The following is a 16,470-nucleotide window of genomic DNA, read 5'->3' on the forward strand; positions in this document are numbered from 1 at the left end:
GCCACAATGGAGGCATGCCACTTCTTCACGATTTTCTCCCCCAGGACTCGAGCGAAGACGCGATCGCCCAGGGCTTTATCGCTGCGCAAGCCGAGGTAGGCCGCACACTCTACCCCCACCAGGAAGAGGCGCTTCTCGCGATCGCCGCGGGTGATCACGTCATTGCCGCCACCCCTACCGGTTCGGGAAAGACGACGATTGCGTACGCGGCTCTCTTTGCGGCGATGGCGCGTGGAGAGAAGGCGTACTACACGGCCCCCATCAAGGCGCTTGTGAGCGAGAAGTTCTTCGAGATTGTCTCGATGTTTGGGGCGGAATCCGTGGGGATGATGACGGGCGATTCTTCCGTCAATCACGAGGCTCCCATCATCGTGTGTACCGCGGAAATTCTCGCGAACCACGCCCTTCGCGACGGTGAGACGAGCGACATCGGTCTCGTCGTCATGGACGAGTTTCATTTCTACGACGATGCGCAGCGCGGTTGGGCCTGGCAGGTTCCCCTGATCGAACTCCCCCGCACACAGTTCGTTCTGATGAGCGCGACTCTCGGCGATGTGAGCTTCTTCGAGAAGGATCTCGCCGAGCGCACTGGCCGAAGCGTGAGCACGATCGCGGATGCTGAGCGTCCCGTTCCGCTCGATTTTCGCTGGGCAACCACCGATCTTCCCGACACGATTAAAGAGATCCTCGACAACCGCGACGCACCCGTTTACATCGTCCATTTCACGCAAAAAGACGCCCTCGAGCAGGCGCAGCATCTCCTCGGCACGAAGATTCTTACGCGCGAGGAAAAGGACAAGATCCGCGAGCTCATCGGTGATTTCCGCTTTTCACGAGGCTTCGGCTCGATTCTCTCGAAGCTCGTGCGCGAGGGCATCGGCGTGCACCACGCCGGCATGCTCCCCAAATACCGCCGTCTCGTCGAACGCCTGGCCCAATCGGGCCTGCTCAAGGTCATCGCGGGCACCGACACTCTCGGCGTAGGCATCAACGTTCCCATTCGCACGGTGCTGATGACGGGGCTTGCGAAGTTTGACGGTCGCCGCCAGCGACTTCTCAATACGCGCGAGTTTCTCCAGATTGCTGGCCGCGCCGGTCGAGCGGGCTACGACACCGTTGGCCACGTTGTCGTCCAGGCACCCGAATGGGCCGTCGAATTCGAAAAGGAGAAGGAGCGCTTCGCCAAGCGGGCCGAAAGTGGCGCGAAGCCGAACAGCGCGAAGAAAAAGCGGCGCGAGCCAAAAATGCGGATTCCCGAGGGGAGGGTGAACTGGACCGAGGAGAACCTGAGGAAGCTTAGTGAAGAGCAACCGTCGGAACTTAAACCGCACATGGCGATGACGAGCGCGATCCTCCTCGCGCTTATCTCCCGCCCGGGTAGCGCCCTTAAAGCCGCCCAGCACCTCATCGACGAAAGCCACCAGACCCGCACCCAAAAATTCGCACTCAAGCGCCGCGCCCTCGAACTTTTCCGAGGTCTCAAAGAGGCAGAAATCATCACGGTGCGAGAGGAGCCGGATCACCTTGGCCGCACCGTGACGCTCGTGGACGACCTCCAGTGGGACTTCCAAATGAACCAGCCTCTCGCGGCGTTCGCGATCGCGGCCCTCGACATCCTCGACGAGGACTCCCCAACCCTCACAATGGACTCGGTGTCGATCATCGAAGCGATCCTCGAAGACCCGTTCCAGATTCTCCTCGCACAACAAAATGCCGCAAAGAGCGCGCTGCTTGCCGAACTCAAGGCCGACGGCGTCGAATACACCGAGCGCATGGCGCGCCTCGACGAAGTCACGTGGCCAAAACCCCTCGAGGAGGAGCTCACCGCCGCGCTCGAGATTTACGCGAGAAACCGCCCGTGGATCAATGTGCACGACCTCTCCCCCAAGAAAATCGTGCGCGAGTTCTACGAAACGGGCGCAACGTTCAGCGAATTCGTCTCGCGCTACAAGCTCATGCGCTCCGAGGGCATCGTGCTGAGGTACCTTTCCGACGCCTACCAGGCCCTCCGGCGCACGCTCCCCGTTGAGCTCCGCACCGACGAGCTCGAGGACGTGATCGAGTGGCTCGGCGTGCTCGTGCGGGGTGTTGATTCCTCGTTGCTTGACGAGTGGGAGGCACTGTCGAACCCCGAGGACACTGGCGACGCGGCCAGCGAGGTACGCCCCGATTCACCCCGAGCGTTGAGCGCGCAAACAAAAGTGCTCACGCAAATGGTGCGCGCAGCCATGTGGCGCCGAGTCGAGGATTTCGCGTTCGAGCGTGAAGAACAGCTCGGCGAGCTCGATAGCGAAAGTGGCTGGAACGCCGACCGCTGGGGGGAAGCCATGGACGACTTCTACGACGCGCACGATCACGTCGTGATCGAGGATCGCGCCCGCGCACACCAATACCTTCGAATCGAGCAAGAGTCGAAGCGTTGGCTCGTCACGCAGACCATCGTCGATCCCGAAGGCGATCACGACTTCGTGATGCAGGCGATCGTGGACCTCGAACAGACCGACGAAGAGGGCGAGCTCGCGCTCACCCTCGAGTACGTCGGAGACATCGTGAAGGCGCCCTGGCGGTGACGCAGCCACGCGCATACGTGCTCGACGTCCCGAAAGACGAGGGCACGAGCTTCGCCTCGCTCACCCGGTTCGTGGCGAGACACCTCGAGGCCGACGGATGCGTGGCATCGTCGTGGGTCGAGGCCGTACTCGCGCGCGAGCAGCTCTACCCCACCGGCCTCCCGCTCGAACCGCCCGTCGCGATACCCCACGCTGACGAGACCCACACCCTTAAGGATGCTCTCGTGGTGGTAAGGCTCGCCGAGCCCCTCGCGTTCGGTGCAATGGGAGATTCCGACGCCGGAGCGCTCCAGGTGCGCCTCGCCATCTATATCGTTGCCGGCAACGGGATGGCCCAGGTCGAGGCACTCGAAAGGCTTCTCAGCATCCTTGGTGACGGCGCGCGGCGCGAAAGGCTCGAAGCCGGCTCGGCCGAGAACGCACGGCGGTCCTTCGAAGCGATGCTCGAACAACTCGGCGCACTCACCACAGCCCCCGACACCCCCCACACCCGCAAAAACCGGGACAGACCTGATCCTTCAAGCCAAAGCCAATCGTGAACGCGCTCAGCGCGTGCGCGCCCTCTCCGACGAGCTCGACGGCCTCAGCGTCGAAGAACTCGAACGCCACGACCCGTCCTACATCCAAGGCGTCCGCGTCCTCTACGACGCAGCAGGCACCCCACAACGCGACGAAACAGCCTTCCGCCACGCCCTCAAAACCGCACACCGCGCCCACAAACGCGGCCAACGCCTCAAAGACAACCTCATCATCGACGCCTACGAACACGCCTACCGCATCGCCCAAGCCCAAGACACCCTAGGCCGCCCCGACGAAATGCCACCCATGCGCGACCGCCTCACCATGGCCCGCCGCGTCCGCGCCTACGCCACCACCAACAAGACCGCTAAAGAGGCCGGAACAGGCCTCAGCTCCACCCAACACGTCACCCCCGCCGAACGCCGCGCACTACGCACCTTCGGCTCACGCGGCGGCAAAGCAACCGTCCAACGCCGCGCCAACAACCCCGAAGAACGCGAACCCCTCCGCAAAGGATGGGAAAAAGCAAACATGCAGCGCCAGCGACAGGCCAAAGCCTCGAAAGCGGAAGTGCTCGCCTTCCTTAGCAAACAGATCGCAGAGTCGGGGACACAGCCGACTAGACGTGAGGTGATGGACGAATTCAACCTCTCCGAGAGCACTGCAAAGCGGTACATTCGCACTGTGCGCGACCTGCTCTAGGGGGGGTCAGGCCATAAGCATAAAACGGTTCCCCCTCCCCCCAGGGAGGGCACAAGACTTCTAACCCACTAACCACTCGGAGCCCCCATGCCTAAGCCTCTTGTTCTCTCCGATGTCCGGACTCGTGCCGGAGCCTTTGTGGCTGACTGGCGCGAGGCTGAAGGCTACGAGAAGGGGGAGGCGCAAGAGTCTGTTCGAGGGCTGCTTGCCTGCTTTGGTATTAGTGGCCGCACGGCTGCGGTGTACGAGAAGCGAGCCAGGCGTGCATCCACCGGGCAGCATGGGTTTATCGACGCGCTGACCTCCGGTACGGCACTTATCGAGATGAAGAGCGCTGGAAAAGACCTCGAGACTGCCGAAGCACAGGCGCTCGACTACATCGAATCGCTTACTGAACACGAGCGCCCTGATTCGGGATTATCTCTAGCTCAGCCTTCATTACCTGGCAGCGCGCAATTGGTGGTGCGCTCGAGTCCCGCCTGCGCTTCTCGAACACGGTGGTGTGGAACAACCTCCCCCTGCCTGAAGTCGACGAGAAATCGCGGCAGCAGGTCATCGAGGCAGGCAAGGGTGTCATCGCGGCCCGTGAGCTGCACCCCGAACGCTCACTCGCAGATCACTACAACCCACTCGCCATGAGTCCCGAACTTCTCAAAGCACACGCCACCCTCGACCGCGCGGCGGATAAAGCGTTCGGCGCGAAACGAGCACTCCACTCCAACGAAGAACGCCTCGCGCTCCTCTTCGAACGCTACGTCGAGATGACTGCCTAGAGCTGGCTGGTTTCCTAGTAAATTGCAACGGCGTCGATGACTAAGGTTGGTCCCTTCAGGAAGAAGCTTTCGTCTTCGTGGTTTTGCCACGAAGGGTCTAATGTCGGAAGAAGAGTCTCTGAAAGGTCATCCATGCTTGGACGCATACGAGAACGGACTGTTGGGTCCCACCCGTGTAGTGTCCAGCGCTCAGTCGATAGATACCCCTCGTCAGGGTCGTCCGGGATGAGGTTTCGAACAGTACCCAGAACAGTTGCATCTCCCTCCAATGCGTCACTTCCTGCTATGCCTTTGCCGATGAAGTGTCCTGGGGTGCAACTGATGAAGAGGTGGTCAAAAACGCCCTGGATGTCTGGTGTCATGCGGTATAGCAAGGGGATGTCCGGTAGAGAGTTCCCGAAATAGACGGACTTGAGAACGCTGTAGATCTGGGAATCCGACATTATCCCGGAAGGGTTCTCTTCAGTGCACTCCCCACGAGAGATTCGTGCAAGAGCTTCCAGATCGACATCTTCTCTCGCAAGGAGCTGTCGAAAGGCATCCATGATCTTTCCGACCGCGCTTACAGGGCTAAGTGACAGCTTCCCGTCGACCTTCACAAAGGCGTCGCGCCAGGTAGTCCAGTGGTCTTCTTGGGTGCCGTCTCCTAATGGAAGTACTGTGAACCCTTGATTCTCTTTTTCCATCTGATCAAGGGTCTTGCTGAAAGTCACCTTGTCGGAGTTTTCGAGCGTGTACGCGTGCTGCACCTCCACCACTTTTGTCGTGGTGGCGCTGCCTCCGATGCCATATATACCGACTTTGCCTTCGGCCCCACCGGTGTTGCTAGATCGTTCGGAATATTCCACTTGCTTGGGTGTACGGGGGATGCCGCATTACTCGGCTTGGGCGTAGAAGTCGGCTTTATTGAGATAGCGAGGCGATCGAAGTGGCATAGCTAATGATCTCACTCTCTACTCGTTGAGCGCCCTATTTTCGTGGATGCTTTCGCTTTGGCATGCCCAGTACGCGAGAGACAAAATCCGTGACCCAGGGTTGGGCCTGCGCCTCTAAATCAGATCGTGTTCCGTCGCATGAGATGGACCCGTACACCAGATCGCGTCAGTGTCGTAGTGGGGGTACACGTGATGCGTACCTAGCACTGCGCACAAAGAGCGATACCTGGACTATCGGGACCCACATCACCCGCAACCCCGGCACAGGCCAAGGAAAACGCTACCGCGCACTCATCCAAGAGCAACTTCTGAACATAGCTGACACCCACGGCATTACGATCACCGCAACCGCCGCCACCCCTGAGCTTGCCGAGCGATACCAACAAGAAATCCCCGGGCTCATTGCAGGGCGCCGAGTGTTCCCACGACGGGTTGCCCTCTGCCGAAAGCCTGCACCTGACGCGCTTCGTCACCTGGGGCCATGCGAAGGGCGACGACGACCGCGTCTGCAGGGGTGGCAGGCTGAAACAAGCTATCCCTCTGTGTCTCCTGCGAAACTTCTGGGACTTAGGTCTGTTCGTGATTGCTGTGATGTGAACGTAGCATCCAGTTGATGCCTCGGCCGGGGGTGTTATGGGAGCAGCAGTGGTGCTGCAAGTGAGTAGGGGTTCTCGCGTGGTTGGTTGGGCTGAAAACAGGGTTCTTCGTCGTGCCGTTTTTGCTGTGACATTTATTGTGTGCGCAGCGTTGTTGATAGCGGGATTGGAGCCAGTTGAGGCGTGGGCAGCCCCACGCGGTGCAGAATCCCCGAGTGCCCCAGTTGCAGGGCCTACTGACTCGAAAGATCCTGTGGATTTTCCGTCTGCAGCTATCCGCGCACGCGCGACGGGTCAGCGTGTTGAGGTGACGGCGGAGCGTTCAGAGTCATCGACGACGTGGGTGAATCCGGATGGTTCGGTGACCACGGAGCAGTTTGCGGCCCCTGTGCAGTTCAAGAATGACAAGGGTGAATGGGCCTCGTTCAACACTGATCTGGTGGAGAAGGCGGATGGTTCGCTTGCTCCCGCGTCAGTGCCTGAGGGTGTTGTGTTGGCGGGCGAGGTGAATGGCACAGATGCTCAACCGGCTGAGGTGGCGTCACTGTCGGGTGGTGCAGCGGATTCACAGATCGCGGTCACGTGGCCGGACACTCTTGGTGCTCCGCGTGTGGAGGGGTCGACGGCAACGTATGCGAAGGCGTGGCCGGGCATTGATCTTCGGGTGACAGCGACCCGCGATGGGTTCGAGCAGTCATTCATTATTGCGGACCGCACCGCTGCCGAGGCTATGGCACGTATCATCACTATAAAAACCGAGGCTATAATATGGAAAACAAAATCAGACCATGTAGGTATCGAAATTGTCGTTGATTTGTGAGGTGAAAATTGGTTACTGAATGGAGAGATTTTAAAGAACTGAAGAAGAGCCTTAAGGGAGCGGGGAAGAAGGAAATGCAAGCCTTTGTTCTGCTCCGCAATAGCCTTATGAGGCAGCTAGATCGCGAAGATGTTTGGCGGGAGCTATGTAAGGATCTTGGCTATAAGCCTGATGGTGAGGAGTTTCTCTTTCTCCGTGCCGGCATACTGAGCAAGGGGCCGTCGTTTTGTAAGTCTGTGATTGCTGACCCGTCTGTACTGCGCCGGCACAAGAACCAGGAGTGTGAGGAGATACTGTATCTCGCGGATGAGATTTTAGAGGATGAGATAGACGATGTTGGCTATGAAACGGGCGTAAACGCTAAGGGGTGGACAGCTGCCGGTCTAGAGGAGCTTTCTGAGGTTGACGGTGCGTACGTTGAACCTTTCGTCTTTTGCCATTCGGAAGATAGGAGGGGGCGTCCGGAGTATCAATCTGTAGATGACGATGGAGTATCGCGTATTCGATACCCAGCGATCGGTAATTTAAGGTCATGTGAAATCTTGGCGGGTCCAGCGATAGAGGATAAGATTCTTGTCGATTCAACCCTAAAGGAGATGCTCCCTGCCACACTGAATATTCTTTATCGTGAAAAAGAGCATGATGGACCCTCTAAGGTGTACTTTGAACACGATTACTATATTGGTTTCTTCGTGGAGGAACTAGTCGTTGTGATCGAGGTTTCTTCTTCGCGCCTATCACACCTTGATGATGATACTATGGTTGAGAGGCTAACTTCCTTAGCAATTGAGGCTTTGCCGGTCCTCTTCTCACTTGACTCGGTGTAAAAGAACGCATTGGTGTTTCAAGTTTACTTCTGTTTGAGAAGGTGGGGGTAATCGGACTATGCCGAAAAATTTGATCGGTTGGTGAAGAATTGTGTGGCTGGTCTTGCGAAGAATCAGATCCTTACGGTAGGTCAAGTCTCTGTGACCCAACTCAGGTCGAACGCGTGGACCAGCCAACGATCATGCGGTGAGAACACGTCGGTGACAAATGTCGTATAGAGGAAGCCAGCCCTGGTATGAACATAGGTAATGTCAGCACCCCACAACCGGTTCGGCCCGCTGGCGCGGAAGTTGCGCTGGATCAGATCCGGGCGTGTATCAGGAGACTGAGAGCACCTGGTGGTCATCGGGGACGGACCGCGACGCACCCCGCACACACCAGCACCTTTCATCAACCGGGCGGTCTGATCCCGACCGATGTCCCACCCAGCTCGTCGCATAGGATGCCGCATCTTCCGTACTCCGTACACACCATAATTCTCAGTGCGAAGACGTGTGATGTCACCAAGAAGCTACTCATCGCGTCATGCCCGAGCTGAAACCGGGCGGCTTTTGGCTAGGCGTTCTCCTCACTCGTGATCCCCACGGCAAAAAATGATCGCGTTCATTGATATGTATCGTGATCGTTTCTCTCTCTCGAGTGCTGATGCCGTGTGATGAACGACCACGCCGTTGGTGGCCACTGAAGCGTTCGTTCGTAGTGCGGCCATGCTCCAAGGTGAGGGTCTACATAAGGCATGAATTCCTGTACGTAGCCGCCACATGGCCGTCCACTGCCGCATGTCTTGTGTGCTGTTTCAATAGGGCAGTGAAATGGAGCTTTTCCGTATTGGCTCGCGCTGCACGTGCGCGTCTCATTGAGTACAGGGCAACGAGACGCGCGGTCGCATCCACCTCGCCGTCTCCAGTAGCTATAGCGATACCGGACGTATACCACCCCGCCGCGATATCTCGGAAGAAGTGGGCTGCACTCCCCGCACCGCTACGACGCACGTAGCGACGCTCCGAGAAGCTGGCTTGCTGCCCGCGAGTAGGGGTGGAAATGCCATAAGCATAGAACGGTCCCCCCCCCCCCCCCCCCCCCTAGAGAGAGCACATGGCTTCGACCCTTCTTCACGCCCCACCACCACGGGCCTCCCGGCTCCCCTTCCGCCCTTCTCACTGCGGGCTTGAGATGTGGTCCCGCCTACCGCTGGCACTGCTGTCCATTCAGGATCCGCAAGCTGAAAGATCTCGAAGCGATGCTCTAGTACGATTCTCCGCTTTCGCGCGCGGGTGTCACACCGAGCTTGTGGAGGCCGTACCAATAGGCATCGAAAAGCGCTTCCCACGAGGCCTCGATAATGTTCGGGCCCACGCCCACCGTGGTGAAACGACCAAACGGCGCTTGGCTCGTGACAAGAACGCGAGTGGTCGCATCGGTGCCCTGCTGCGAGTCGAGGATGCGTACCTTGAAGTCCACGAGCGCGAAGGACGCGATCTGGGGGTAGGTATCCATAAGTGCCTCGCGAAGGGCTTTATCGAGCGCGTTCACGGGGCCGTTTCCCTCGGCGATCGTCACACTGCGGTGGTGGGGCGCTGTGCTCAGTCGCACGGTCGCTTCTGATTCGAGCGAGCCGTCGCGCAATTGATGCGAGGAGGTGCGCCACGACTCGACTTCCACGTACGTGGGCAGATCCCCGAGAACGTGGAGAACAAGCATCTCAAAGGAAGCGTCGGCAGCTTCGTAACTGTACCCCTCGGCTTCACGCCCCTTCACGGTTTCGGCGAGCAGCGTGAGCGTGGCGTCTTCCCCGGAGAGGTCGTAGCCGAGCTCGCGGCCCTTCAGCTCGATCGAGGCCTTGCCCGCCATATCCGAGATGATCATGCGCATGTCGTTGCCCACGACCATGGGATCCATGTGTTGATACAGATCCGGATCGACCCTGATGGCACTCGCGTGCAAACCTGCCTTGTGTGCGAAGGCGCTCGCGCCCACGTAAGGGGCGCGCGACTGCGCAGGAATGTTGGCGACTTCCGCGATCGCGTGGGCAATGCGAGTCGCATCGCCGAGCTGTGCGTCAGTCACAAGCTTTCGGCCGAGCTTGAGCTGGAGATTCGCGAGGACTGGGATGAGATCGGCGTTGCCCGTGCGTTCGCCGTAACCATTGACGCAGCCCTGGACATGCACCGCGCCAGCCTCGACCGCAGCGATCGTGTTCGCGATCGCGCAACCCGAATCGTTGTGCATATGCGCGCCGAGGAGATCAGGATTAAGCCCTTCGGCTTCGAGCCGAGCGCGCACATCCGCGTAGATTGCACTGACCTGGTGTGGAAGCATCCCACCGTTCGTGTCACACAACACCACTATCGAGGCACCCGCGCGGAGGGCCTCGGCTACCACACTTACCGCGTAGTCGGCATCGTAGGCGTAGCCATCGAAGAAATGTTCGGCGTCGATGAACACCTCACGGCCACACTCGCGCAGAAACTCGATGCTCTCGCGCACCATGGCGAGATTTTCCTCGGCGCTTGTGCGAAGGGCCGCTTCGACGTGTCGAAGATCGGACTTCGCCACAAGAGTGAGCGTGGGGGCGCCCGACTCGACGAGCGCACGCAACTGAGGATCTTCCTTGGCCACGGCACCCTTCTTGCGCGTCGCACCGAAGGCCGCGAGTCGCGCATTTTTCAGCGTGAGATCGCTTTGGGCACGCGCAAAAAATTCGGTGTCTTTCGGAACCGCACCCGGCCAGCCACCCTCGATGTAGGCCACGCCGAGCTCGTCGAGGAGCCTCGCAACCTGGAGCTTGTCCTCAACACTCAGCGTGAGGCCCTCCTGCTGGGAGCCGTCGCGAAGAGTCGTGTCGTAGAGGTGAAACACTGCCGTGGCCTCCGGGTGGTGCAGAAAAACGAGAACGGTGAACTAGACGAGGCGCGTGAGCCAGCCGTGGCGATCCTCGATGCGGCCGTACTGGATACCCGTGAGTTCCTCGCGAAGCGCCATGGTGACTTCGCCACTTCCGCCATCGCCGATCGTCCACGTCGACTTTTCGTCGCGCAGCTCGCCGATCGGGTTGATGACTGCGGCGGTGCCGCACGCGAACATCTCGGTGACGCGACCGTCGGCGATATCGGCCGTGAGATTCGCATAGTTGACGGGCTCTTCGCTCGGGCGAAGTCCGCGATCGGCCGCAAGGGTGAGGATCGAATCGCGCGTCACACCTGGAAGAATCGAACCCGTGAGGGTCGGGGTGACGATACGGCCATCGGAGTACACCACGAAGATGTTCATACCCGAGAGCTCATCGATGTTCGTGTGGGTCTCCGAGTCGAGGAACATCACCTCATCGGCGCCTGACCGGGCAGCTTCGTACTTGCCCTGGAGAGAGCTCGCGTAGTTACCACCGCACTTCGCAAAGCCAGTGCCGCCGCGGCCGGCACGTGCCGCGAGGGGCGAGACCCACACGACGAGCGGTTGAATGCCGCGCGGGAAGTAGTTGCCTGCGGGCGAGGCGATCACGTAGTAGTCGACGGTGTGCGCGGCGCGCACGCCGAGGAAGTTTTCCGAGGCAAACATGAACGGTCGAAGGTAGAGACTCGTCTCGCCGCCCGTGGGAACCCAGGGCTCATCGGCGCTCACGACCGCGCGAAGGGACGCGAGGAAGTCCTCGGTTGAAATCTCCGGCAAGGCGAGGCGCCGAGCCGAGTTCTGAATGCGCACGGCGTTCTTCTCGGGACGGAACGTCCACACGCTTCCGTCGGCGTGGCGGAAGGCCTTGAGGCCTTCGAAAATTTCCTGAGCGTAATGGAAAACAGCCGCGGCGGGCTCGAGCGAAAGGGGGCCGTACGGGAGAATCTCTCCTTCCCCCCACCCCTCGGTCTCGGTCCAGCGCTGGTGGGCCATGTAGTCGGTGAAATTGTCGCCAAAGCCAGGGTCGCAGAGAATTCGCTCGCGCTCCTCACTCGAGATTCGACGCGGAGCCGAACTTGCGCGGTACTCACCCATGGGTTTCTTTCCTCTCACATGTTTTCGTGGATTCCCCCAGTTTACGAGGCCGAGCTCCCCTTTTCTCGCACCGCTTTCGCGATCACGTCCCCGATCTCGGCGCACGATCGCGCGGAGTTCGGATTGTTCGCGAGATCCTCGGTGACAGCTTCTCGAACCCTGCGCGCGGCATCGTCCTCGCCGATCGACTCGAGAAGGAGCGCTACGGAAAGGATCGTCGCGGCGGGATTCGCGATGCCCTTGCCCGCGATATCGGGGGCGCTGCCGTGCACGGGTTCAAACATCGAGGGGAACTCGCCCGAAGGATTGAGGTTGCCGGAGGCCGCAAGGCCGATGCCCCCCGAGATCGCGCCCGCGAGGTCGGTGATGATGTCGCCAAAGAGGTTGTCGGTCACGATGACATCGAAACGCGAAGGATCCTGCACGAGATAGATCATCATCGCATCGATATGGGAATAATCCACCTCGACGTCCGAATACTCGGGGGCGATCTCCTCAACGATGCGTTTCCACAAGCGGCCGGCGTGCACGAGCACGTTGTGCTTATGCACGAGCGTGAGTTTCTTTCGGCGCTTTCGTGCGAGGTCGAACGCGTAGCGCACAACGCGTTCGACCCCGTGGGCGGTATTAATTGACACCTCGGTCGCGACCTCATGCACCCCGCCTTCGCGGAGCGCGCCGCCAGCACCCACGTAAGCCCCCTCGGTTCCCTCACGCACGACGACAAAGTCGACCGCGCCAGGATTCGCGAGCGGAGAATCCACGTGCGGGAAGAGGGTCGTGGGGCGAAGGTTCACGTAGTGCTCGAACGCGAAGCGCAACTTGAGGAGGAGCCCTCGCTCGAGCACACCCGAAGGCACGCTCGGATCTCCGACGGCACCCAGCAGCAAGGCGTCGTGACACTTGAGCGAGGCGAGGTCCGCATCCGTGAGCGTCTCACCGGTCTCATGCCAGCGGCTCGCGCCGAGATTGTAGTTGGTCGTGACGAGGTCGCGTCCAGTGCCCTCGAGTGCCGCCCGAAGCACCTTGAGGCCCTCGGGAACAACTTCCTGGCCGATCCCGTCTCCGGGGATCACGGCGAGCTCGAGTGTGTTCATGGTTTCTCCTTCGGCGACGCTAGCGGTATGGCACGGGGCAAAGGGCGGATCAGCGTTCCGCCGTACCCTCGGTGTAGTCGGAATCGAGCTGCTCGGCGCTCCACGAGAACATCGTGCGAAGTTCTTTGCCAACCTTCTCGATCGGGTGCTCCTGCTCGCGTGCGCGCAGTTTCGTAAATTCGACCGCTCCCGCCTTCTGATCGTCAACAAAGCGTTTCGCGAAGCTGCCGTTTTGGATGTCGTCGAGAACGGCTTTCATGGAAGCCTTGACGTGCTCGTCTACGACTCGCGGGCCCGACACATAGTCGCCGAACTCGGCGGTATCGGAAATGGACCAGCGCTGCTTGGTGATTCCACCCTCGATCATGAGGTCAACGATGAGCTTGAGCTCGTGGAGCACTTCGAAGTAGGCGATTTCGGGCTGGTAACCGGCTTCGGTAAGGGTTTCGAAGCCCGCCTGCACGAGGTGGCTCATGCCGCCACACAGAACGGCCTGCTCGCCAAAGAGGTCGGTCTCGGTTTCCTCGGTGAACGTCGTCTTGATCGCGCCCGCACGAAGCCCGCCGACGGCCTTCGTATATGAGAGCGCGAGCGGCCAGGCCTCGCCCGATTCGTCATTCTCCACCGCAACGATGCAGGGCACGCCGCGCCCTGCGACGAACTCGCGGCGAACGGTGTGTCCCGGGCCTTTCGGGGCAACGAGCGCAACGTCCACGCCCTTCGGCGCCTCGATGTAGTTGAAGCGGATATTGAATCCGTGGGCAAAGAAGAGCGCGTTACCGCTTTCGAGGTTGCCCGCGATCTCGTTTTCGTAGATCTCCGCCTGGTGCTGATCGGGCGCGAGAATCATGAGGACATCGGCCCACTTCGCCACCTCCGCAACCGTGTCAACGGCGAAGCCTTGTTCTTCAGCCTTGGTGCGCGACTTGGACCCTTCCTTGAGGCCCACTCGCACCTCGACGCCCGAGTCGCGGAGGTTGAGGGCATGAGCGTGGCCCTGCGAGCCGAAGCCTACGATGCCAACCTTTTTCGACTGGATCACTGCGAGATCGGCATTGTCGTCATAAAACATTTCCGCCACGATGAACTCCTTCGGTTCTCCTGTGTGATTCGGTTGAGGGCAGTCTATCCACCACTCGTCTTACTTTATGGATACGTGTCTCATATTGAGAAACGCTTGTGGGCCCGCCGGCGTCGGACCTCGCCGCGCCTAGCCGAGTAGCGCGCGATCCGTGATCGAGCGCGGGCCGCGACCGATCGCGACGGCCCCCGACTTCACGATTTCTTTGACGCCGAACTGCTCGAGCATTGACAACAGCGCCGCAAGCTTATCCGCCGACCCCGTCGCCTCGATGGTGACAGAGTCGGAGGCCGCATCAACAACCTTGGCGCGGAACATTTGCACGATTTCGAGCACGGACGTGCGGGTCTGGTTGTTGGCCTTCACCTTCACGAGCACGAGCTCGCGCTCAACCGACTGCCTTGGTTCAAGCTGCACGATCTTGAGCACGTTCACGAGCTTGTTGAGCTGCTTCGTGATCTGCTCGAGCGGCATTTGATCCACCTCCACAACAACCGTAATGCGCGAGATTCCTTCGTGTTCCGTGGGACCCACGGCAAGCGAGGCGATGTTGTAGCCGCGCCGCGCGAAGAGTGCCGACACGCGCGTCAGCACGCCGGGTTTGTTCTCCACGAGAACGGACAGCGTGTGGTTCTTTTCCGGGTCGCGCGAAAAGTCCATGCTCAGATCTCCCTCTCCCATTCGGGCGTCATCCCCTGCGCGATTTGAATCTCGTCATTGCTCACGCCAGCGGGCACCATGGGCCACACCATCGCGTCAGCACTCACCTGAAAATCGACCACGACGGGGCGATCGTTGATCGCCATTGCCTCGCCAATCACCCGGTCAATATCCTCATCGCGCTCACAGCGCAGGCCCACCGCACCGTACGCCTCGGCGAGCTTCACAAAATCGGGAATGCGTCGGGTTCCGTGACCGGTGTTGAGGTCGGTGTTCGAGAATCGCTGGTCGTAGAACAGGTTCTGCCACTGGCGCACCATGCCGAGCGAGGAATTATTGATCACCGCGACCTTCACGGGAATGTCGTTGAGCACGCACGTCGCAAGCTCCTGATTCGTCATCTGGAAACAGCCATCACCATCGATCGACCACACAACCTTGCGCGGTTGGCCAACCTTCGCCCCCATCGCTGCGGGGAGCGAGTAGCCCATCGTGCCAAGACCACCCGAGTTGATCCACGAGTACGGCTCCTCGAAGTCGATGAACTGGCTCGACCACATTTGATGCTGGCCCACGCCGGCAACGAAGATCGACGCGGGTCCACTGATCGCGCTGATCCGGGAGATGACGTGCTGCGGCGCCGTGTAGCCGTCGGCCGTCGCGGTCCATCCGAGCGGGTAGTTCTCGCGAAGCCCCCTCATGAGCTGCCACCAGGCCTCATAGTCGCGCGGGTCGTCCTCGGCGAGGCAATCGCTCAGCTCTGCACGAAGAGCACGCGCGACATCGGCAGCATCGCCCACGATCGGGACGTCGGCGACGCGATTCTTCGAGATCTCGGCCGGGTCGATATCGGCGTGCACGACTTTCGCACCGGGGGCGAAGGAATCGAGTTTGCCAGTGACACGGTCGTCAAAGCGCGCGCCGAGCGCGATGATAAGGTCACTGCGCTGGAGCGACGCCACGGCTGCGACATCGCCGTGCATACCGGGCATACCGAGATGCTGCGGATGCGAATCGGGAAGCGCTCCGCGTGCCATAAGCGTCGTCACGAACGGAGCGTTCGCCTCTTCCACAAGCGCGCGCACTTCCTCGCTTGCGCCAGAGCGGAGCACACCGCCGCCAAGCAGAAAGACGGGCCGCTTAGCGCGAAGAAGCAGGTCAACAGCCTCGCGGATCTTCTTTCCGTTGGGGCGGCCCGGAACGCGATAGCCGGGCAGATTCAGCTCTTCGGGCCACTCGAACACGGTCTCGGCCTGCTGCGCGTCTTTCGTCACGTCTACGAGCACGACTCCAGGCCTGCCCGTCGAGGCGAGATGGAAAGCCTGCTTGATCGCGAGCGGGATCTCCTCCGCGCTTTTCACGAGGATGTTGTGCTTCGTCACGGGCATGGTCATGCCCACGATGTCGGCCTCTTGAAACGCGTCCGTGCCAATAAAACTCGAACCCACCTGACCGGTGATGACCACCATGGGGATCGAATCCATCTGTGCATCAGCGATCGCGGTGATGAGATTCGTTGCGCCGGGACCAGAGGTGGCGATGCACACCCCGACCCTGCCCGTCGCATGGGCGTATCCGCTCGCCGCGTGGCCAGCCCCCTGTTCGTGGCGCACGAGAATGTGCCGAAGGTGCTGTGCATCGAGTAGCGGATCGTAGGTGGGCAAAATAGCGCCGCCGGGGAGGCCGAACACGACCTCCGCTCCCGCCGCCTCGAGCGACATAATGAGCGATTGCGCTCCCGTGACCGTTTCAGTCATGACGCCTCCAACTATGCACTGAAGAAAAAGCCCCTCGTTCCTTGGAGGAATTCGAGGGGCGCGGCTTATCGTGCGGGGGCGTTAGCCGCGCCCGGTGACGATAAGAAGAATGGTCTGCATGGGAGTAAAACTACACACTCACAAAACA

Annotated in this window: 12 protein-coding genes and 3 pseudogenes; 7 read left to right on the top strand and 8 right to left on the bottom strand. The window is 60.3% G+C overall.

Annotated features, from left to right (window positions below):
• Nucleotides 1-14 precede the first annotated feature (14 nt).
• The 5 genes and pseudogenes from D8M36_RS01915 to D8M36_RS01930 all read left to right on the top strand — a co-directional run.
• Nucleotides 15-2,570, top strand: coding sequence for a DEAD/DEAH box helicase (locus D8M36_RS01915; protein WP_126846268.1), 2,556 nt, complete (start codon nucleotides 15-17; stop codon nucleotides 2,568-2,570).
• Nucleotides 2,567-3,109 (top strand): PTS sugar transporter subunit IIA, encoded by a 543-nt coding sequence (locus D8M36_RS01920; RefSeq protein WP_161970182.1) that lies wholly within the window; start codon nucleotides 2,567-2,569, stop codon nucleotides 3,107-3,109. The genes D8M36_RS01915 and D8M36_RS01920 overlap by 4 nt, the downstream gene beginning before the upstream one ends.
• A gap of 13 nt (nucleotides 3,110-3,122) precedes the next feature.
• Nucleotides 3,123-3,791 (top strand): hypothetical protein, encoded by a 669-nt coding sequence (locus tag D8M36_RS01925; protein WP_126846271.1) that lies wholly within the window; start codon nucleotides 3,123-3,125, stop codon nucleotides 3,789-3,791.
• A gap of 87 nt (nucleotides 3,792-3,878) precedes the next feature.
• A pseudogene (locus D8M36_RS10445) lies at nucleotides 3,879-4,142 on the top strand (type IIL restriction-modification enzyme MmeI); the annotation flags it as partial.
• A gap of 59 nt (nucleotides 4,143-4,201) precedes the next feature.
• Nucleotides 4,202-4,564: pseudogene (locus D8M36_RS01930) on the top strand (type IIL restriction-modification enzyme MmeI); the annotation flags it as partial.
• Nucleotides 4,565-4,578: 14 nt separating this feature from the next.
• Here D8M36_RS01930 and D8M36_RS01935 read toward each other — a convergent pair.
• Nucleotides 4,579-5,412 (bottom strand): DUF6414 family protein, encoded by an 834-nt coding sequence (locus D8M36_RS01935; RefSeq protein WP_126846273.1) that lies wholly within the window; start codon nucleotides 5,410-5,412, stop codon nucleotides 4,579-4,581.
• 936 nt (nucleotides 5,413-6,348) lie between these two features.
• Here D8M36_RS01935 and D8M36_RS01940 point away from each other — a divergent pair.
• Together D8M36_RS01940 and D8M36_RS01945 are read left to right on the top strand one after the other, a co-directional pair.
• On the top strand, nucleotides 6,349-6,915 hold the full coding sequence (locus D8M36_RS01940; protein WP_126846275.1) for a hypothetical protein: 567 nt from the start codon (nucleotides 6,349-6,351) through the stop codon (nucleotides 6,913-6,915).
• 8 nt (nucleotides 6,916-6,923) lie between these two features.
• On the top strand, nucleotides 6,924-7,742 hold the full coding sequence (locus D8M36_RS01945; protein WP_126846277.1) for a DUF4240 domain-containing protein: 819 nt from the start codon (nucleotides 6,924-6,926) through the stop codon (nucleotides 7,740-7,742).
• A gap of 154 nt (nucleotides 7,743-7,896) precedes the next feature.
• On the opposite strand, the pseudogene D8M36_RS01950 reads toward D8M36_RS01945, so the two are convergent.
• The 7 genes and pseudogenes from D8M36_RS01950 to D8M36_RS01980 all read right to left on the bottom strand — a co-directional run.
• Nucleotides 7,897-8,254: pseudogene (locus tag D8M36_RS01950) on the bottom strand (IS3 family transposase); the annotation flags it as partial.
• A gap of 734 nt (nucleotides 8,255-8,988) precedes the next feature.
• Nucleotides 8,989-10,602, bottom strand: coding sequence for a citramalate synthase (gene cimA / locus D8M36_RS01955; protein ID WP_126846279.1), 1,614 nt, complete (start codon nucleotides 10,600-10,602; stop codon nucleotides 8,989-8,991).
• A 42-nt stretch (nucleotides 10,603-10,644) separates the two neighbouring features.
• A complete protein-coding gene (locus D8M36_RS01960) occupies nucleotides 10,645-11,727 on the bottom strand; it encodes a branched-chain amino acid aminotransferase (RefSeq protein ID WP_126846281.1) in 1,083 nt (360 codons plus the stop codon).
• A 41-nt stretch (nucleotides 11,728-11,768) separates the two neighbouring features.
• Complete coding sequence (locus D8M36_RS01965) at nucleotides 11,769-12,824, bottom strand: 3-isopropylmalate dehydrogenase (protein WP_126846283.1); 1,056 nt, start codon at nucleotides 12,822-12,824, stop codon at nucleotides 11,769-11,771.
• A 49-nt stretch (nucleotides 12,825-12,873) separates the two neighbouring features.
• A complete protein-coding gene (gene ilvC, locus D8M36_RS01970; protein WP_126846285.1) occupies nucleotides 12,874-13,905 on the bottom strand; it encodes a ketol-acid reductoisomerase in 1,032 nt (343 codons plus the stop codon).
• A gap of 129 nt (nucleotides 13,906-14,034) precedes the next feature.
• Complete coding sequence (ilvN, locus tag D8M36_RS01975; protein WP_126846286.1) at nucleotides 14,035-14,565, bottom strand: acetolactate synthase small subunit; 531 nt, start codon at nucleotides 14,563-14,565, stop codon at nucleotides 14,035-14,037.
• A gap of 2 nt (nucleotides 14,566-14,567) precedes the next feature.
• Nucleotides 14,568-16,322, bottom strand: a complete 1,755-nt coding sequence (locus tag D8M36_RS01980; RefSeq protein ID WP_065247985.1) for an acetolactate synthase large subunit — start codon at nucleotides 16,320-16,322, stop codon at nucleotides 14,568-14,570.
• Between the last annotated feature and the right edge of the window lie 148 nt (nucleotides 16,323-16,470).

The organism is Dermabacter sp. HSID17554 (genome assembly GCF_003989295.1).
Lineage (GTDB): Bacteria > Actinomycetota > Actinomycetes > Actinomycetales > Dermabacteraceae > Dermabacter > Dermabacter vaginalis.